Below are 17,708 nucleotides of genomic sequence, written 5' to 3' on the forward strand. Positions count from 1 at the left end.
CAACTCACTAAAAATTTGTGGGCCGATGGGCCGCTTAGACTTCTGAATCCCAGACCACCGTGACGTTACCGCTGTAGGCTTTTGCACCGGAGTCCAGCATTTGTTCGACGTTGCTCTGGCCCACCTCGAAGTGCAGCGTTCCGGCTCTACGGTCGAGGTAAAAATCCGGCCGGAACAGCTCGGTGCCGCTGCCGTCACGCAATAACGGGCGCCGGTTGACCGGTTGCCCGCCGGCATCCGTCAACCCTTCGGGCAAGGTCACGCTGACGTTCACCGGCACGGCGTGGCCGGTAGCGGTGTCGGAGATCGCGCAGGTGTTGCCGCTGATGGTTTGGCATTCGATTGCCATCCTGAAACGCGAGGACGCGGAGATATGGAAGCGCTGGTCGCGAAACAGCCGCGTCGGCTTGCTACCGTTGCTCAACCAGGCTTGCCAGCCCTCTTGGGGTACCAGTTCCACGCGGTTGCCGCCGGGGGGTACTTCCACTTTGAGGGCATGCTCCACATCCAGTTTGAAATTGAGTGTGAGCACCGAGTCATCGGGGATCATGACGTCGCCCATGTCCAGGTCTTGCCCCGGACCAACGCCATAGGAGACAGAACCGATGTATTGACCGGACGACATTCTCAATGGATTGGGTGTGCGCAGCTCATAGGCAAAGTTCAAGCCGTGGTAAGTCATGCTGGGAATCAGGTAACTGGCCCTTTTGGCACACACCCCTTCGACCGGCGTCTTCCAGAAGAATATGTAGACGAGGGTATTCAGACCCGAGTGCCCCGAGGATTGACAGGGCGAAGGGGCATACCTCCAAGGAGAACCGCCCCAAAGCTTCGAATGGGCGGTTCCCATATCCACACCGCCACCGACCAGGTCGATTACGCTGACGGGGAGCTGGTAGTACGTCCCTATGCCGGCTATGCGTACTTGGACGATTTCCGTTTCACCGGTCCCCGTATGCGTCACCAGCGCCGGACGCCAAGTGGCAGGCATATGGAACATCGCCCCCTGTCGCGAGTCGCTGTGTCCCGGCTGGATGGGTGCGTTCGAGTGGGCCTTGAGCAGGAATTGCACACTGTAGATTTTCTCCCTTTCACAGAGCGCTGCATAAAGCTGGCAATACCCCGAGGCTGGCGTCGTGTTGAGGAAGGTGTTGTCATTGGGCTTCGAAGGATCTGGCCTGTAGACTGCGGTGATATCCTTGTTCGCGGCACTGGCCGTCGAGGCGCACGCCAACAACGCCACTGAAACCACACTACGCACTGCCATCGGTAACTGTTTCATCGATACCTCACCGTCCTTTCGCCTCAGGCTGGACAATCCATGCCCTTAAACTTCCGAATCCCAGATCACCGTGACGTTGCCGGTGTAGGCTTTCGCACCGCTGTCGAGCATCTCCTCGACGCTGCTGCGAGCCACTTCGAAGTGCAGCATGCCCGGCCGGCGGTCGACATACAGGCCCGGCTGGAACAGCTCGGTGCCACTGCCGTCGCGCAGCAATCGGCGACGGTTGACAGGCTGCCCACCGGCGTCCGTCAAGCCATCGGGCAGGGTCACGCTGACGTCCACCGGTACGGCGTGGCCGGTGCCGGTTTCAGAAATCGCGCAGGTATTGCCGCTGATGTGCTCGCACTCCAGCGCCATCTTGAAACGGGAAGAGGCGGAGATATGGAAGCGCTGGTCGCGGAACAGTCGCGTCGGCTTGCGCCCGCTGTTGAGCCAGGCTTGCCAGCCGTCCTGGGGGACCAGTTCGACGCGGTTGCCGCCGGGGGGGACTTCGACCTTGAGGGTGTGTTCGACAGTCAGGTTGAAGTTCAAGGTGAGTATCGGATCGGAAGGGATCATGACATCGCCCATGTCGAGGTCCTGGCCCGGTCCAACGCTGTAGGTCAACGACCCCGTGTAAAGACCGCTCGACATTTTCAGCGGGTTTGGGGTGCGCAACTCGTAGGCAAAGTCCAGGTACGTGTAACTCATAGTGGGAATCAGATAATTGGCTCTTTTGGCACACGCACTCTCTACTGGCGTCTTCCAGAAGAACATGTACCAGTTACTGCCATAAGCCCCGACACCACTGTATTGGCATGGCGAGGGTGCATTCACCCAACTTGAGCCGTTCCATAACGCCTTATGGGCAGCGATGACATCCACGCCTCCACCGACCAGATCGACGACGCTTCCAGGGAATTGGTAACGTGAGCCGATACCGGACCAGCGTACTTCAACGGTTTCAGTCTCACCTGTAACTGAGTGAGTCACCTGTGCGGTACGCCAGCCGGCGGGCACTTTAAACATCGCACCTTGCCGAACGTCTCCATGGCCTGCCTGAATAGGACTGGTGGAATTGGATGTCATGGGCAATCGAATGCTGAACATCCTTGCCGTCCCGCATTGCGCCGGATATTGCGCGCAGTAACCACTGACCGGGGTGGTATTGGTAAATGTGTTCTCGTTCGGCTTCGAAGGGTCAGGCCTGAACACCGCACTGATATCCCGGCTCAACGCATGGGCCGTCGGCACACAGGCCAATAACAACAGCGAAACCAGGCCACGCGCTGCCACTGATAACAGCTTCATCTGCTCCCCGCCCTTCACATCCGCTCGGGCTGACACATTCATGCCTTTCATACTTCCGAATCCCAGATCACCGTGACATTGCCGGCGTAGGCTTTCGCACCACTGTCGAGCATCTCTTCGACATTGCTGCGGGCCACTTCGAAGTGCAGCATCCCCGACCTGCGGTCGACATACAGGCCCGGCTGGAACAGCTCGGTGCCACTGCCGTCGCGCAGCAATCGGCGACGGTTGACCGGTTGCCCACCGGCGTCCGTCAAGCCATCGGGCAGGGTCACGCTGACGTCCACCGGTACGGCATGGCCGGTGCTGCTATCGGAGATCGCGCAGGTATTGCCACTGATACGCTCGCACTCGAGCGCCATCTTGAAACGGGAAGAGGCGGAAATATGGAAACGTTGGTCGCGGAACAGCCGAGTCGGTTTGCTTCCGCTGTTGAGCCAGGACTGCCAGCCCTCCTGAGGCACCAGTTCCACACGGTTGCCACCGGGAGGCACTTCGACTTTGAGGGTGTGTTCGACGTCGAGTTTGAAGTTGAAGGTAACCACTGAATCATTAGGGATCATGACATCGCCCAGGTCGAGATCCTGGCCCGGCCCGATACCATACGTCAGCGCCCCGGTGTACTGACCCGACGACATTTTCAATGGATTAGGGGTTCGCAGCTCGTAGGCGAAATCCAAGTGGGTGTAACGCATGTCAGGAATCGAATAAAGGGCCTGCTTGGCACATATCCCTTCGCGCGGAGTTTTCCAAAAAAACTCGTAATCCGGATCGGTGACAAGGCCAACACCAGTGTTCCCACATGGCGCGGGGGCATTCACCCAAGAGGAGCCTCGCCATAACCGCTGGTGGGCGACAAGAGGGTTCACCCCGCCACCTACCAGATTGACCGCCCCACCAGGAATCCGGTATCTGGAGCCGATTCCGGAAAAGCGTATTTCAACCACTTCGGTTTCACCCGTTACGCTATGAGTGACCTGTACTGGGCGCCAGTCAACAGGCACCTTGAACATTGCACCTTGTCGGACGTCACCATGACTGGCCTGAATAGGGGCGACCGAATTAGAGGTAACGGGTAATCGAAGACTGAACATCTTGGATTTCGCACAATCATCCGGACGCGTTGCGCAATAACCACTGACCGGCGTGGTATTGAGGAACGTATTCTCCTGGGGCTTCGAAGCATCAGGCCTGAATATCGCGCTGATATCCCGACTCACGGCATTGGCCACCGGCACGCAGGCAAACAACAACACCGAAACCACGCTGCGCACGGCTACCGAAAAGGGTTTCATCTATACAACCTCATACATCAAAGCGAATCCCTGCAAGTTGGAAGGAAAATCCTTGCGTGAGGAGCAACCCTTGCTCCCCACCACATCCAAGAATCAGGAGCGCTGCCTGTCCTTGCCGGCCTCGGCCAGCGAGCTGTCGGCCAGGGTGTCCGGCGTGCAACGCAGGTCGCCGATCATCAGCACGTCGCCATCGTCGCTGGCGCTTTCCGGGTCGAGGCGGAAGCGGCAGAACAGTTCGTTGCCGTAACGCACTTCCAGGGTCGGGGACGCGGCGTTCATTTCCATGGAGAAGAACCCGTCCGCCTCGCTGACCCCACGGCTGGCGTGGTTGATCACGTGATGGCCCTTGAGCGGTTCGCCGTTTTCGTCCAGCAGCCGACCAAGGACGGTCACGGTTCTCATCACGCTGACCTTGCGGTAGTCCACGCCGCCCTTGTTCAGGTGATAGCGGGTGCGAGCAGGCTCGATGTTCGCCGCCGGTGGATGGACGCCCTCGAAGTCGAAGGTCACCATGCTGTTGCGGTAGGCGGTGATCGGAACGAAGTTGCGGCCCGGATGCAGGGTGGTGCTACCCCCTGTCAGATCGTCGGCACGCAGGACGACGTCGTCCAGGTCGGTCTCCACGTCGACGATCATCCCCGCGCCACGGCCATGGGGCAGGCCGGTGAAGGCAGCCTTCTGTCCGCCCACGGCCACGGTGCTGCTCAGGTTCAGGCCGCCGGTGAGGTTGTCGTTGTAGGACGAGCGCTGCAGGAAGCCGTCGCCATAGAGTGATTCGGTACTGAAACTGGCGATGCCGGACAGGCCCACGCCATAGGTATCGGCCAGCGCCGTGGCGGAGACGCTTTGCAACACATGGTCTTCGAGGTCGCGGCGATAGGTCAGCGACGCGTTGTTGTCCCGGTCACCCTCGCGTGAGGTGCGGGTGCCGATGCTGCCGGACCAGTATTCGCCCGGGCCGCCCAGGGCCACGCTGACACTCAGGTCGATGCCGCGGTTGCGCCGGTCGTTGGTGCTCGACGTGCCGGGACGGTCGAACAGCGACACCCGCCAGTTGGCATCGCTGCCGCGCAGCTTGCCGCGCTGGGTCCAGCCCAGGTCCAGGCCGGTGCCCTGAACGTTGCCTTCGCTGTACGCCAGCCGTCCGTTGATGGAAGTCTTGTTGCTCAAGCGATGATTGACCGACAACGACGAGTTGCTGGTCTGGCCGACGTAGACGTTGCGCTGACGGATGCGCGTGCCGTCCGGCAGGGTTTCGTAGGTGTTACGGGTGTCCAGCCAGCTACGGTTGTGGCTGGCGACGACGCTGCCCTGGCCGTAGCTGTAGAGCGCCTGCAAGTCCATGCCGTTGCCGTACTGCTCAGTGTGATAGACGTTGGCGTACAGGCTGGTGCTGCTGGCAAGCGTCCAGTCCACCGAGGTGCCCACCTGCATCTTGTCCTGCACCTTGCGGGTAGAAGCCCCCAAGATGACCCGGGGATGCAGCAGGTAGTTGAGGCCGAAGCCCGCCGTCGTGAAGCCGGAAGGCTGCTCTTCCCAGTTGCTCCAGAGGCGGGTTTCCCGGCCGGCGAACAGGTTGTAGCGCCAGCGGTCCTCGGCGTTGCTCCAGTTGTTCGGTTTGTAGACCAGCTCCTGGCTGGTGGCGGTGGTTTGCCCGTCCTCGATCAAACGGACTTCCACTTCATAGATACCACCGGGCAACGGCCGGGTATCGAGGCTCTGCAAGCCTGCGGCGACGGCCTGGGTGTTGATCAACAGGCCATTGCGATAAATCTCCACCGACGCCTGGCGGCTGGCGGTGACATAAATGGGGTAGACGCTGGGTTTGGGATTGTCGATCGCCAGGCTGTCGGAGCTGCCGAACATCAGCCCCAGGGCGGTATCCGGGTTGGCGCCGAAGGAACGGATCTGACGATTCAAGCCATCGGAACTGGGGGTGAAGTAGCCCAGGCGGAAGAAATTGCCTTCCATTTCCCGCTGGGTGAACAGCTCATGGACCGCGTGATACAGCTTGTCGTCCGGCCCGCCAAGGCGGGAAAGCTGAAGGTCCAGCGACTGGCTCCAGTTGCCGATACTGGAACTGGCGTTGAGGCCATAGCGCCCGCCCGTGTCCTGTTCCTGGCCGCCATTGAGATTGAGCTGGTTGTTGAAGATCAGGCCAAGGCTGCCGCCTTCCGGTTGTTCGTAGTAACGCTGGGTTTCGGTGCCACGTTCGACGTCGCGGGTCAGAATCGTGACCAGCGAGTTTTCGAGGCTGTAATGCACCGCCAGCAGTCCGGCCGTGCAATTGGTCTCGCAGGCGCCCAATGCCATTCCCTGCTTGAGCCGTTGCTCCCATTGCTCGCGCTCGACGGCCTTGATGGTGCTGTCCTGGGTGTCGTTGAACTCAAGCAAGGTGATGCGATCATCGCGCGTCAAGACCACCATGGCTTCACCGAGAAGCTGTTGATTGAGTTCAATACGAACCGCGATGGGCACATCGAAGAAGTGGGATTCAAACTCCGCCGGCAGGCCCTTGGCCTGAGACAGCAGGCTTCTCGGCGTCGTACCGGGGGCAGTCGGCGCGGCCAATGCGCTGACGCACATCAACAGCGCGAGCGCACCCGCGATGGGTGTCATCGGTAACATCAACGGACTCTCATAATCAGCGAGCTATCGGGGTATTTCAGATGCGGGCCGACCGGTCGGGGAGAACCGGTCGGCCTGCTGCCAGGCCCGGGGGAAGGTGAGACTCACCGGGCAGAGAATGGCCTTACGGGCGCGGCACGGCGTCGAAGATGACGGTCATGTCGGCGGTGTACTTGCCGTTCTGGGTTGCCAGAGGCTTGGCTGGAAGGATGACCATCTCGGCCTGGGTCCCTGGGGTGGAGGTTGCATCGTCAACCACTTCCTGGGACATGGCGGTCAGGGTGACGCCGTTGAAAGTGGTGGTCAGGTCGATGGCATCGCGGCCGTTGTACAGCGCAGCCGGGCCGTTTTCGATGTAGGCATTGACCGAACCGTTGGTGTTTTTCACATCGTAGGTCTGACGCAGCGAAGTCAGGGTGCCGCTGACCGTGTTGTAGGTCATGGTCTCGTCCTTACCCCAGTTCCCGTCACGTGGCTGCACGTGGAACTGCTCGGTCGGGATGTTCGCGGTGATGTGGATGGACGAACGTGCGTCGTCTGCAGCGAACGCCAGCGAAGAACTCAGGGCCGCGGCGGTCAGGGAAGCTGCGGTTACGATTTTCATGAGCATTGTTAACACCTGTTCATAGCAATAAAGAGGGAGGGTTGAAGTTGCAGGCCAAATACAGCTTGGCGTGCCCCTTCAACGCCGGTGCATGATCGTCGCTCTTTAATTAAAAATAAGCAGGAAAGTTCGCATAGACTTGTAGTAAAGCGAACATGCAACACAAGGAAAAATACGCAATTTTCGATAAAACGTAACTTTTAATGTAAGAGCATTCCCACATTCCCACTAGTTACGGTTAATACTTCCTGATACCCACCCGGTTTCGTCCCGCAAACTTAAGGGATTCAGGTAAGGTCACACTTCACTTCTTGTAGGACCCAACGAAGATATATCTTCATTTCAAGATATATCTATATAAGCGAAGATATATCTGAAGTCAAAGATATATCTCGGTTCTATTTATGCGGAACAGAGAGCAAACACATGACAGTCCTTTATCCCCCTTCCACTCATGAACAGGGTCGTCAGGATGGCTTCGAACGACGCCCGCCCGGTCGCGAGCGCGGCAGTCGCGGCCCTCGGGTTTTCGCCCCCGGCGACTTGAAATTGCTGTTGCTGGCCCTGATTGCCGAGAAACCTTGCCACGGCTACGAGCTGATCCGGCAGATCGAGTCCATGTTCGACGGTGCCTACAGCCCCAGCCCCGGCGTGATCTACCCGACCCTGACCCACCTTGAAATGGGTAAGATGATCAGCGGCGACGCCGAGGCTGGAAAAAAGTGTTACAGCGCGACCGATGCCGGACGTCTATTCCTTCGAGACCAGGCCGAAGCGCTGGACGGCGTGCGGATGCGCATCGAAACCAGCAAGCGCACCCTGCGTGACCAGGATCGGCCGGCCGAGATCCACGAGGCGGTGGGTCACCTGCGTGATGCGCTACAGATGCACCAGGGCCGTTGGAGCCCGGAAGAAATCCTGCGGGTGCGCGGCCTGCTCAACGACACCGCCAAAGCCATCGTCGACGGCCCTGCCCGTCCCTCTGTTTCGGAGTCAAGCAATGACTGAACACGATCCAAACACCATTCACCGCGTCAGCCACGAGATCAAGCGTCGCCGCCTGCAAGTGTTGCGGGTAGTGGACCTGACCCCACGCATGCGCCGCATCACCGTCGGCGGGCCGGAACTGGCCGGGTTCGTCAGCCTGGGCACGGATGACCATGTGAAATTGCTGTTCCCGCAGAACGCCGAGGAACAGGCCGCCCTGGATAACTTCAACCCCAGCGCGGGCAAGACCCAGGGCCCGATGCCCGAGATGCGCGACTACACGCCACGCCGCTATGACCTGGACACCCTGGAGCTGGACATCGATTTCGTGCTCCACGGCGACGGCCCGGCCTCGACCTGGGCGGCCCAGGCCGCACCCGGGCAATACCTCAATATCGCCGGGCCCCGGGGCTCGATGATCGTGCCGGACATCTTCGACAGCTACCTGCTGGTCGGCGACGAAACCGCCCTGCCCGCCATCGCCCGCCGCCTCGAAGGCCTGGCACCGAACCGACGGGCCCTGGTGGTGGTGGAAGTGGAAAACGGTGCCGAACAACAGATCCTCCAGAGCCCGGCGCAGGTCCACGTGATCTGGGTATTGCGCGAAGGCCGCCAGGACAACCTGCTGCGAACCGTGCAACAGCTGGAAATGCCCGGCGGCAAGCTGTACGCCTGGGTCGCGACCGAGAGCAAGGTGTCGCGGCAGATTCGCAAGGTGTTGCTGGAGGAGAAAGGGTTGGACCAGGACTTTGTGAAGGCGGTGGGGTATTGGAAGGCGGAGGGTAGTGAGGAGGATTGAGAGACCGGCGGCGGCTGAACTACCCTGTCCACTGGACGACACAGAACCCCGTGGCGAGGGAGCTTGCTCCCGCTGGGGCGCGAAGCGGCCCCAAAACCTGACAACCCGGTGTATCAGGAAAATTGAGTTGGCTGCATTGGGGCTGCTGCGCAGCCCAGCGGGAGCAAGCGCCCTCGCCACGGGGACATCGCTGTTCTTAATGATTCACAAGACATTTCACCAGGTACCCCATGCTCTTCCTCCTCGCTTACATCGCCAGCGTCGTGCTGATCAACTTCGCGTTTTCCGCCGCGCCGCACCTGGACATCATCTGGTCGGCCTGGGGCGGGCTGGTGTTTATCCTGCGGGACATGGTGCAGACCCGTTTCGGCCATGGCGCCATCGTGGCGATGCTGGCGGCGCTGGTGTTGTCCTACGTCACTTCGGACCCGACCATCGCCCTGGCCAGCGCCACGGCGTTCGCCGTGTCCGAGTGCATCGACTGGCTGGTGTTCACGATCACCAAGCGCCCGCTCCATGATCGGCTGTGGATCAGTTCGGCCCTGAGCATTCCCCTCGACACCTTCATTTTCTTCGGCCTGATCGATGCCCTGACGCCAGGCGTGGTGATCACCGCCCTGGCCTCGAAATTCGTCGGTGTCACGGCCGTCTGGCTGATCATGGCCTGGCGTTTGCGCAAGCAACCCGTCGCCACCTGAAGCCAAACCCCGCGGTTCATGTAAAATGCCGCGCTTTCTCCCCATGGGAAGCTCGCCCGGCGCGCGACCCGCGATGATCCGCTCCTGTTTGAGGACCTTCAGATGACCCGTATCGGAACCCCATTGTCGCCCACCGCGACCCGCGTTTTGTTGTGTGGCAGCGGTGAGCTGGGCAAGGAAGTGGTAATCGAGCTGCAGCGCCTGGGCGTCGAGGTGATTGCCGTGGATCGCTACGCCAACGCGCCGGCCATGCAAGTGGCCCACCGCAGCCATGTGATCAACATGCTCGACGGCGCCGCCCTGCGTGCGGTGATCGAGGCCGAGAAGCCGCACTTCATCGTGCCGGAAATCGAAGCCATCGCCACCGCCACCCTGGTGGAGCTGGAAGCCGAAGGCTTTACCGTGATCCCCACCGCACGCGCCGCGCAACTGACCATGAACCGTGAAGGCATCCGGCGCCTGGCCGCCGAAGAGCTGGGCCTGCCGACTTCGCCGTATTTCTTCGCCGACACCGTCGAAGACTACCGCAAGGCCGTGGAAACCCTGGGCTTCCCCTGCGTGGTCAAGCCGGTAATGAGTTCCTCGGGCAAGGGCCAGAGCCTGCTGCGCGGCAGCGATGACGTGCAGAAAGCCTGGGACTACGCCCAGGAAGGCGGCCGCGCCGGCAAGGGCCGGGTCATCATCGAGGGCTTTATCGATTTCGACTACGAAATCACCTTGCTCACCGTACGTCACGTGGGCGGCACCACCTTCTGCGCACCGGTCGGCCACCGCCAGGAAAAAGGCGACTACCAGGAATCCTGGCAACCCCAGGCCATGAGCCCGGCGGCCCTGGCCGAATCCGAGCGCGTGGCCAAGGCGGTGACCGAGGCCCTGGGTGGCCGTGGCCTGTTTGGCGTCGAGCTGTTCATCAAGGGCGATCAGGTGTGGTTCAGCGAAGTCTCGCCACGCCCCCATGACACGGGTCTGGTGACACTGATTTCCCAGGACCTGTCGCAGTTCGCCTTGCACGCCCGCGCCATTCTCGGCCTGCCGATCCCGCTGATCCGCCAGTTCGGCCCGTCGGCGTCGGCGGTGATCCTGGTGGAAGGCCAATCGACCCAGACCGCGTTCGCCAACCTGGGCGTGGCCCTGAGCGAACCGGACACCGCGCTGCGCCTGTTCGGCAAACCGGAAGTCAACGGCCAGCGCCGCCTGGGCGTGGCCCTGGCCCGCGATGAATCCATCGAAGCGGCCCGTGCCAAGGCAACCCGGGCTTCCCAGGCGGTGAAGATCGAGTTGTAAAACTGGGCGGGGTACAGCCCCCCTGTAGTGAGGGATTTATCTGTGGCGAGGGGATTTATCCCCTCGCCACAAAAACCGGATACAGCCTCAACCTGAGTGAAATTGGCACAAAAAAGGCGACACCCGCAAAGGTGTCGCCTTTTTCATGAGTGCCGGTTTTGCTTAATCCGGCAGCTTGTAGGCAATCACATAATCACCCTGCTTGGTCCCCAGTGAGCCATGACCACCGGCAACGACCAGCACGTATTGCTTGCCGTCCTTGCCGGTGTAGGTCATCGGCGTGGTCTGGGCACCGGCGGGCAGGCGACCTTCCCACAGCTGCTTGCCGTTTTTCACGTCATAGGCACGCAGGTACTGGTCCAGCGTACCGCTGAGGAACGCCAGGCCGCTGCCTGTGGTGAACGTGCCCCCCAGGCTCGGAACACCCATGCTCAGCGGGATCGGTACTGGCGAGCTGTCGCGCACGGTGCCGTTCTTGTGTTTCCACAGGGTCTTGTTGTTGGTCAGGTCCACCGCCGCGACATAACCCCAGGCAGGCGCCTGGCACGGCAGGCCCATCGGCGAGAGCAGCGCTTCGAGGATCACGCCATACGGCGCGCCCTTGTTCGGCTGCACGCCTTCGGTTTCGCTCTTGCGACCCGGACCACCGGCCACTTCCGCCGCTGGCACCAGCTTCGACTTGAACGCCATGTAGCTCGGGTTGACGAAAGCGATCTGGCGCACCGGGTCCACCGAAATGCCGCCCCAGTCGAATACGCCGAAGTTGCCCGGGTAGACGATCGAGCCTTGCAGCGACGGTGGGGTGAACATGCCGTCATAGCGCAGCGACTTGAAGTCGATCCGGCACAACATTTGGTCGAACGGGGTCACGCCCCACATGTCGCGTTCCTTGAGGACCGGCGGCACGAAGTTCAGGTCGGACATCGGTTGGGTCGGCGAGGTGTGGTCGCCCTCCACCGCGCCTTGCGGCACCGGGATTTCCTTGATCGGCACGATCGGCTGACCGTTGCTGCGGTCCAGCACGTAGATGCTGCCCTGCTTGGTCGACGCCAGGACGGCGGGTTTCACGCCATCGGCGGTCTTCATGTCCATCAGCGTCGGTTGACCGCCGACGTCCATGTCCCACAGGTCGTGGTGGGTGAACTGGAAGTACCAGCGCACCTTGCCGGTGGCAATGTCCAAGGCGGTCAGGCCCGCGGAATATTTTTCCGATTCCGGGGTACGCAGGCCACCGAACTGGTCGGGGGTCTGGTTGCCCATCGGCAGGTAAAGCATGCCGAGTTTTTCATCGACGCTGAACATGGACCACATGTTCGGCGAGTTGCGGGTGTAGGTCTGGCCCTCGGCAATCGGCGTGGTGTCGTCCGGGTTGCCGCTGTCCCAGTTCCATACCAGCTTGCCGGTGTGCACGTCGTAGGCACGGATCACACCGCTTGGTTCGTCGGTGGAGACGTTGTCGGTGACGTGGCCGCCGATCACCACCAGGTTCTGGGTGACCGCCGGTGGCGAGGTGGAGTAGTAACCGCCGGCCGTGAAGCCGCCGATGTTGGCGCTCAGGTCGACCTGGCCCTTGTCGCCGAAGTCTTCGCACATCTTGCCGGTGTCGGCGTTGAGGGCGATCAGGCGGGTGTCGGCGGTCGGCAGGAAAATCCGCCGTGGGCACACGGTACTGGCCGGTGTAGTGCTGGCGGTGCCGGTGGGGCTCTGTTCGGCGGAGGCGTACACCGCGTCATCGTGGTAGGTCACGCCACGGCAGGTCATGTGGGCCCAACCCTTGAAGTTTTCCGCTTTTTGCGTGGAAAGCTTCGGATCGAAACGCCAGATTTCCTTGCCGGTTTCAGGCTCCAGGGCAATCACCTGGCTGTGAGGCGTGCACACGTAGAGCATGCCGTTGACCTTCAGCGGGGTGTTTTCGGCGGTGGTTTCACCCGGGTCGTTCGGCCCTGGCAGGTCGCCGGTGCGGTAGGTCCAGGCTTCCTTGAGCTTGCTGACGTTCTCGGGGGTGATCTGCGCCAATGGCGAATAGCGGTCGCCGTGGGCGCTGCGCCCGTAGGAATTCCAGTCGCCGTCCGGCATGGCCGGTGCGGTGTTGGTCATGCCTGGCACGCTGTCGCGGTCCAGCTGGCCCTTGATCTCACCCGGGTTGGTGAACTGGCTGGCGAGCGCGGCGATACCGGCGATGACCACGGCGGCGCCCAATGCACGGGTACCCATGGCCGAGGCGTCGGCGGTCAACAGCGGGCGGCGGAACCACGGCAGCAACATGACGATGCCCAGGGCAAACAGCAGCGCCAGACGCGGCACCAGTTGCCACCAGTCCAGGCCGACTTCCCACAGCGCCCATAGGGTGCTGGCGAACAGCACCAGTGCGTACAGGCCCAGGGCCGCGCGACGGGCCATGATCAGCAGCACACCGGTCAGCGCCAGGCCGATACCGGCCAACAGGTAATACCACGAGCCGCCAAGCGTGCTCAGCTTGACACCCCCGGCCAGCAGGGCCAGGCCCATCAATAGAAGCAGAATGCCGAGCAGGCTCGGAAGCAGACGGCTTCGACTCAAAGCACCCTCAGTGCTCATAGTGTGATTCTCCGTGATGTTTTAAGGAGGCCCGCGCAAAGTTTCACTGTAGATGACGATCCTTTGGGGGCATGGTTCAGTTAAAAGTGTCCGGATATTGCGAAGAAACGAGGTGGGAGCGGGCTTGCTCGCGAAGGCGGTGGGTCAGTCGACCTCATCGTTGACTGGCACGACGCCTTCGCGAGCAAGCCCGCTCCCACAGAAAAGCAGTTCGCCGCAGATGCAGAGATAGCGCTGTCTTTTAAGATTGAAGGCAGAGTATCGGGGATAGCTCGACAGCTCTGGCACACGGCAAGAAGCGTTTCAGCAAGCGGCGCAAGGATAATGTTCTGTTACAGATTGAGAAAGGGCTTTTGTTGACATGGATCATCTCGGATTTGGTAACAGTGCGCCTGGCCCTGGAGCCTGACGATGAACGCTATGCTTCCACCACAAGGGCACCTCGGCTAAGGTGCGCGGCTTTACCCTTTTTTGCGCAAAGGCCTTCCATGACCGAACCCAACAACAACCCGCTGCACGGCGTGACGCTGGAGCAGATCCTCAACGCCCTCGTGCAGCACTACGAATGGTCGGGCCTGGCTGAACGCATCGATATCCGCTGCTTCAAAAGCGACCCGAGCATCAAGTCGAGCCTGACCTTCTTGCGCAAGACCCCTTGGGCGCGGGAGAAAGTCGAGCGCCTGTACATCAAGTTGATGCGCACCAAACGGCCGGTCTGAGCCGCCGTGGTGATGGATAGAGGTCCTGGCCTCACCCTGCGCCAGCGCTTCGTGTCGGTCACGGCGCTGCTGGCCTGGGCGGGGTTGAGCATCCAGCTGTATCTGATCCTGCTGGGACGCTGGGAACTGGGGGCGAGCCTGCTGGGCGGGTTGGTGAGTTTCTTCAGTTTCTTCACGGTGCTGACCAACCTGTGGGTGGCGGTGGTCCTGACCTGGGAGCTGACCCCTCGCCCAGCCCCGGCCCGCCGCTGGTTCCTGCAGCCCAGCGTACGCAGCGGCGTCGCCGTGAGCATCGCCCTGGTCAGCCTGGCCTACAACCTGCTGCTGCGCCATCTCTGGCAACCCGAAGGCTGGCAGTTCGTGGCCGACGAATTACTGCATGACGTGGTGCCCTTGCTCTACATCGCCTATTGGTGGCGGTGGGTGCCTAAAGGCCGCTTGCGCCTGGGCCACATCGGGCTGTGGATGATCTATCCCTTGGTCTACTTCGCCTATGTCCTGCTGCGGGGGGATTTACTGGCGGCCTACCCCTACCCTTTCATCGACGTGGCGAGCCTGGGTTATCCACAGGTGTTCATCAATGCCGGGGGAATACTGGCGGGATTTGTCGGGATTGCGTTGGGGGTGGTGGGGTTGGATCGGTGGACGGGATTCAAGCAAACACCATGATCCCCTGTGGGAGCGAGCTTGCTCACGATAGCGGTGGTCAGCGCGAGATACTGTTGAATGTGCCTCCGCCATCGCGAGCAAACTCGCTCCCACAAGGGGTTGTGTTCCATCTCCGACATCACCGCCTGGCCGGCAACATCCACACCAACCCACTGGCCTTGGCCCGTTCGTGACACAACGCCAGGACATCGCGGCGTTCGTCGTTGTCCATCCGGCTCCACCGGGTGATTTCCGCCACGGTGCGCTGGCAGCCGGTGCAGATGTCGTCATCGTCCAGCGCGCAGATGTTCACGCAGGGCGAAGGCACCGGGCGTTCAGGGGCGCTCATGGCTCCTGCTCGGCCAGGTCGCGGGCATAGCGCTGGGAATTGTGCACATAGTGCGCCGCGCTGGCCACGAGCATGTTCTTCTGGGCTTCGGTCAATTCACGCACCACCTTGCCGGGCGAGCCCATCACCAGGGAGCCGTCGGGAATCTCTTTGTTTTCGCCGATCAGTGAATTCGCGCCGATGATGCAGTGCTTGCCGATCTTCGCGCCGTTGAGGATCACTGCGTTGATGCCGATTAGGCTGTAGTCGCCCACCGTACAGCCATGGAGCATGGCGTTATGGCCGATGGTCACGCCGGTGCCGATGGTCAGTGGATAACCCATGTCGGTGTGCATCACCGTACCGTCCTGCACGTTGCTGTCCTTGCCGATCAGGATCAGCTCGTTGTCGCCGCGCAGCACGGCGTTGAACCAGACATTGGCGCCCTCTTCGAGGCGGACCTTGCCCACCAGCGTGGCGTTGGGTGCGACCCAGCTCTGTGGGTGGGTTTCGACACGGGCATCGCCCAGGCGGTATTTCATGGGAATCCTCGGGGCATCAGGTATTGATGAAACTCTTTGGCGGGGTGTGCAGGTCGATCTCGGCGTCGTACAGCAGGTTGACCAGTTCGACGATCATGATCGCCGTCAGCCCCCAGATCTTGTACTCGCCAAACCGATAGCTGGGCACATACCAACTGCGGCCCTGGTAATCGATCCGATGCGTGTGTTCGCGCGGATCCTTGCGGAAAAACTCCAGCGGCACGCTGAATACCGCCGCGATCTCGGCATCGTTGGCCTGGTATTCGACGTAGTCCGGAATCACCCCGACATACGGTGTGACCTTGATGCCATGCAGCGAGATCAACGGGCTGAGAGGGCCGATCACTTCCACCAGGCCGGGGGGCAGGCCGATTTCTTCCTCGGCTTCGCGCAGGGCGGTGAAGATCAGGTCCGGGTCTTCCGGGTCGCGACGCCCGCCGGGAAACGCCACTTCGCCGCCATGGGTCGAGAGCCCGCTGGCGCGCAGGGTCAATACCAGCTCCGGTTCGTCACTGCGGGTGATCGGCACCAGTACCGCGGCTTCAGGGAAACGTCGGTCGGCCTGCAGGTCGCGTGGGGTGTGGTTGCTTACTCGATGCAGTAGCTCGTCCAGCATGAGACTTCTCGATTTATTCGCTACCTTGCATCATGCACCAATCATTCAAGCGGCCCAACCCCCGCACCGCGTCGTGTCGCGAAACGACAACTTGCCGACACCTGCCGCGCACGCCAAGATAGGCGCAGCATTCAGGAACCCAAGCATGAAATTCTGTAGCCAGTGCGGTAACCCGGTGACCCAGCGCATACCCGAAGGCGACTCGCGCCTGCGCTTCGTTTGCGACACCTGCCACACCATCCACTACCAGAACCCCAACATCGTCGCTGGTTGCGTACCGACCTGGGGCAGCAAGGTGTTGTTGTGCCGACGCGCCATCGAACCGCGACGCGGCTACTGGACGCTGCCGGCGGGCTTCATGGAGAACGGCGAGACGGTCGAGCAGGCCGCCGTGCGCGAAACTGCCGAAGAGGCTTGCGCCCGGGTGCGAAACTTGAGCATCTATACGCTGATTGACGTACCGCATATCAGCCAGGTACATGTATTCTTCCGCGCCGAACTGGTGGACGAGGATTTCGCCGCCGGCCCCGAGAGCCTGGAGGTGAAGTTGTTCGAAGAAGCGGACATTCCCTGGGACGAGCTGGCTTTCCGTACGGTGGGCCGCACCCTGGAATATTTTTATGCCGACCGCCGGGCGGAGGATTACCCGGTGCGGTCCGAATCGATCCCGCCGCTGGCCCAGCCGGCCAACACCTGAAAAAACCAATCGAATATAGCCGCGACACCTCTAGGGATATCGTTTCAATGCGCTGGTTGCTTGTCCTGTTCTGCTTGTCGTTCACCGCTGTGTCCCAGGCCGCTGCCGTGGGAACCTACAACGGCAAGGTCATCGAAAAAGTGCTGGTGCTCAAGTCCGCCCATCAATTGCAATTGATCAACGACGGCAAGCCGCTCAAGACCTATCGCATTTCCCTGGGCAAGGGCGCCAAGAAAGGCCCCAAGCTGATCGAGGGCGACAAGCGCACCCCCGAGGGTTTCTACTGGATCGACTGGCGCAAGACCAGTGATCGCTTCTACCTGTCGATGCACATTTCCTACCCCAATATCAGCGATGCCGCCCGTGCCCGCCGTGAAGGCGTGGAGCCGGGAGGCATGATCATGATACACGGCACGCCTGATTCGGAAGAAAACCCTGAACAGCTGTTCCATACGCTGGACTGGACCGATGGCTGCATCGCCATGCGCAACGTGGACATGCGCGAAGTCTGGAACCTGGTGCCGGATGGCACGATGATCGAAATTCGTCCGTAGCCCTTGTGGTGAGGGGATTTATCTGTGGCGAGGGGATTTATCCCCGCTGGGCTGCGCAGCACCCCCCAAAGCAGACAACTCAATTTTCCTGACACACCGGGTTGTCAGGTTTGAGGCCGCTTCGCGCCCTAGCGGGAGCAAGCTCCCTCGCCACAAA

The 17,708-nt window shown here is 61.2% G+C and carries 17 protein-coding genes; 8 read left to right on the plus strand and 9 right to left on the minus strand.

What is annotated here, in order from left to right; genetic code table 11:
* Positions 1-34 precede the first annotated feature (34 nt).
* The 5 genes from BLO80_RS30605 to BLO80_RS11540 all read right to left on the minus strand — a co-directional run bounded on the left by BLO80_RS30605 (position 35) and on the right by BLO80_RS11540 (position 7,108).
* Positions 35-1,267 (minus strand): hypothetical protein, encoded by a 1,233-nt coding sequence (locus BLO80_RS30605; protein WP_092332392.1) that lies wholly within the window; start codon positions 1,265-1,267, stop codon positions 35-37.
* Between the two features lie 60 nt (positions 1,268-1,327).
* The gene (locus BLO80_RS11525; protein WP_092332390.1) at positions 1,328-2,575 is read right to left on the minus strand and encodes a hypothetical protein; all 1,248 of its coding nucleotides are present in this window, start codon (positions 2,573-2,575) and stop codon (positions 1,328-1,330) included.
* Between the two features lie 47 nt (positions 2,576-2,622).
* A complete protein-coding gene (locus BLO80_RS11530; RefSeq protein ID WP_092332286.1) occupies positions 2,623-3,870 on the minus strand; it encodes a hypothetical protein in 1,248 nt (415 codons plus the stop codon).
* Between the two features lie 93 nt (positions 3,871-3,963).
* The gene (locus BLO80_RS11535; RefSeq protein WP_092332283.1) at positions 3,964-6,498 is read right to left on the minus strand and encodes a CS1-pili formation C-terminal domain-containing protein; all 2,535 of its coding nucleotides are present in this window, start codon (positions 6,496-6,498) and stop codon (positions 3,964-3,966) included.
* Between the two features lie 124 nt (positions 6,499-6,622).
* Positions 6,623-7,108, minus strand: a complete 486-nt coding sequence (locus BLO80_RS11540; RefSeq protein ID WP_092332280.1) for a CS1 type fimbrial major subunit — start codon at positions 7,106-7,108, stop codon at positions 6,623-6,625.
* Between the two features lie 420 nt (positions 7,109-7,528).
* Here BLO80_RS11540 and BLO80_RS11545 point away from each other — a divergent pair, with 420 nt between their 5' ends.
* The 4 genes from BLO80_RS11545 to purT all read left to right on the plus strand — a co-directional run bounded on the left by BLO80_RS11545 (position 7,529) and on the right by purT (position 10,870).
* Positions 7,529-8,110, plus strand: a complete 582-nt coding sequence (locus BLO80_RS11545; RefSeq protein WP_092332278.1) for a PadR family transcriptional regulator — start codon at positions 7,529-7,531, stop codon at positions 8,108-8,110.
* Positions 8,103-8,888, plus strand: a complete 786-nt coding sequence (locus BLO80_RS11550; RefSeq protein ID WP_092332274.1) for a siderophore-interacting protein — start codon at positions 8,103-8,105, stop codon at positions 8,886-8,888. Before BLO80_RS11545 ends, BLO80_RS11550 begins: the two co-directional genes overlap by 8 nt.
* A 230-nt stretch (positions 8,889-9,118) precedes the next feature.
* Positions 9,119-9,586, plus strand: coding sequence for a preQ0 transporter (locus BLO80_RS11555; RefSeq protein ID WP_092332271.1), 468 nt, complete (start codon positions 9,119-9,121; stop codon positions 9,584-9,586).
* Between the two features lie 102 nt (positions 9,587-9,688).
* The gene (gene purT, locus BLO80_RS11560; RefSeq protein ID WP_092332268.1) at positions 9,689-10,870 is read left to right on the plus strand and encodes a formate-dependent phosphoribosylglycinamide formyltransferase; all 1,182 of its coding nucleotides are present in this window, start codon (positions 9,689-9,691) and stop codon (positions 10,868-10,870) included.
* Positions 10,871-11,032: 162 nt separating this feature from the next.
* Here purT and BLO80_RS11565 read toward each other — a convergent pair whose 3' ends face one another.
* Positions 11,033-13,447 (minus strand): glucose/quinate/shikimate family membrane-bound PQQ-dependent dehydrogenase, encoded by a 2,415-nt coding sequence (locus BLO80_RS11565; RefSeq protein WP_092332266.1) that lies wholly within the window; start codon positions 13,445-13,447, stop codon positions 11,033-11,035.
* A gap of 488 nt (positions 13,448-13,935) precedes the next feature.
* Here BLO80_RS11565 and BLO80_RS11570 point away from each other — a divergent pair, with 488 nt between their 5' ends.
* A complete protein-coding gene (locus tag BLO80_RS11570) occupies positions 13,936-14,166 on the plus strand; it encodes a VF530 family protein (RefSeq protein WP_003205228.1) in 231 nt (76 codons plus the stop codon).
* Between the two features lie 12 nt (positions 14,167-14,178).
* Positions 14,179-14,835 carry a Pr6Pr family membrane protein gene (locus tag BLO80_RS11575; RefSeq protein ID WP_092332263.1) on the plus strand — a complete coding sequence of 219 codons (657 nt, stop codon included), beginning with the start codon at positions 14,179-14,181 and terminating at the stop codon, positions 14,833-14,835.
* Positions 14,836-14,953: 118 nt separating this feature from the next.
* Here the strand turns inward: BLO80_RS11575 and BLO80_RS11580 are convergent, their stop codons facing one another.
* The 3 genes from BLO80_RS11580 to BLO80_RS11590 are packed head-to-tail and all read right to left on the minus strand — an operon-like array spanning position 14,954 to position 16,300.
* Positions 14,954-15,163 carry a DUF1289 domain-containing protein gene (locus BLO80_RS11580; RefSeq protein WP_092332260.1) on the minus strand — a complete coding sequence of 70 codons (210 nt, stop codon included), beginning with the start codon at positions 15,161-15,163 and terminating at the stop codon, positions 14,954-14,956.
* On the minus strand, positions 15,160-15,684 hold the full coding sequence (locus BLO80_RS11585; RefSeq protein WP_092332258.1) for a gamma carbonic anhydrase family protein: 525 nt from the start codon (positions 15,682-15,684) through the stop codon (positions 15,160-15,162). Before BLO80_RS11585 ends, BLO80_RS11580 begins: the two co-directional genes overlap by 4 nt.
* A 16-nt stretch (positions 15,685-15,700) precedes the next feature.
* Positions 15,701-16,300 carry a CoA pyrophosphatase gene (locus BLO80_RS11590; protein ID WP_072409002.1) on the minus strand — a complete coding sequence of 200 codons (600 nt, stop codon included), beginning with the start codon at positions 16,298-16,300 and terminating at the stop codon, positions 15,701-15,703.
* Between the two features lie 145 nt (positions 16,301-16,445).
* On the opposite strand from BLO80_RS11590, the gene BLO80_RS11595 reads away from it, so the two are divergent.
* Positions 16,446-16,997, plus strand: coding sequence for an NUDIX hydrolase (locus tag BLO80_RS11595; protein ID WP_092205380.1), 552 nt, complete (start codon positions 16,446-16,448; stop codon positions 16,995-16,997).
* 47 nt (positions 16,998-17,044) lie between these two features.
* Positions 17,045-17,551: a L,D-transpeptidase family protein gene (locus tag BLO80_RS11600; protein WP_072409000.1), complete on the plus strand. Its 507-nt coding sequence runs from the start codon at positions 17,045-17,047 to the stop codon at positions 17,549-17,551.
* The last annotated feature ends 157 nt before the right edge of the window (positions 17,552-17,708 follow it).

It is taken from the genome of Pseudomonas sp. NFACC56-3, assembly GCF_900100025.1.
GTDB lineage: Bacteria > Pseudomonadota > Gammaproteobacteria > Pseudomonadales > Pseudomonadaceae > Aquipseudomonas > Aquipseudomonas fluorescens_AA.

Bases quoted from the DNA above. Each gene is read 5' to 3' on its own strand.
- BLO80_RS30605 (WP_092332392.1), bottom strand. From the start codon at position 1,267: ATGGCAGTGCGTAGTGTGGTTTCAGTGGCGTTGTTGGCGTGCGCCTCG.
- BLO80_RS11525 (WP_092332390.1), bottom strand. From the start codon at position 2,575: ATGAAGCTGTTATCAGTGGCAGCGCGTGGCCTGGTTTCGCTGTTGTTA.
- BLO80_RS11530 (WP_092332286.1), bottom strand. From the start codon at position 3,870: ATGAAACCCTTTTCGGTAGCCGTGCGCAGCGTGGTTTCGGTGTTGTTG.
- BLO80_RS11535 (WP_092332283.1), bottom strand. From the start codon at position 6,498: ATGTTACCGATGACACCCATCGCGGGTGCGCTCGCGCTGTTGATGTGC.
- BLO80_RS11540 (WP_092332280.1), bottom strand. From the start codon at position 7,108: ATGCTCATGAAAATCGTAACCGCAGCTTCCCTGACCGCCGCGGCCCTG.
- BLO80_RS11545 (WP_092332278.1), top strand. From the start codon at position 7,529: ATGACAGTCCTTTATCCCCCTTCCACTCATGAACAGGGTCGTCAGGAT.
- BLO80_RS11550 (WP_092332274.1), top strand. From the start codon at position 8,103: ATGACTGAACACGATCCAAACACCATTCACCGCGTCAGCCACGAGATC.
- BLO80_RS11555 (WP_092332271.1), top strand. From the start codon at position 9,119: ATGCTCTTCCTCCTCGCTTACATCGCCAGCGTCGTGCTGATCAACTTC.
- purT (WP_092332268.1), top strand. From the start codon at position 9,689: ATGACCCGTATCGGAACCCCATTGTCGCCCACCGCGACCCGCGTTTTG.
- BLO80_RS11565 (WP_092332266.1), bottom strand. From the start codon at position 13,447: ATGAGCACTGAGGGTGCTTTGAGTCGAAGCCGTCTGCTTCCGAGCCTG.
- BLO80_RS11570 (WP_003205228.1), top strand. From the start codon at position 13,936: ATGACCGAACCCAACAACAACCCGCTGCACGGCGTGACGCTGGAGCAG.
- BLO80_RS11575 (WP_092332263.1), top strand. From the start codon at position 14,179: ATGGATAGAGGTCCTGGCCTCACCCTGCGCCAGCGCTTCGTGTCGGTC.
- BLO80_RS11580 (WP_092332260.1), bottom strand. From the start codon at position 15,163: ATGAGCGCCCCTGAACGCCCGGTGCCTTCGCCCTGCGTGAACATCTGC.
- BLO80_RS11585 (WP_092332258.1), bottom strand. From the start codon at position 15,684: ATGAAATACCGCCTGGGCGATGCCCGTGTCGAAACCCACCCACAGAGC.
- BLO80_RS11590 (WP_072409002.1), bottom strand. From the start codon at position 16,300: ATGCTGGACGAGCTACTGCATCGAGTAAGCAACCACACCCCACGCGAC.
- BLO80_RS11595 (WP_092205380.1), top strand. From the start codon at position 16,446: ATGAAATTCTGTAGCCAGTGCGGTAACCCGGTGACCCAGCGCATACCC.
- BLO80_RS11600 (WP_072409000.1), top strand. From the start codon at position 17,045: ATGCGCTGGTTGCTTGTCCTGTTCTGCTTGTCGTTCACCGCTGTGTCC.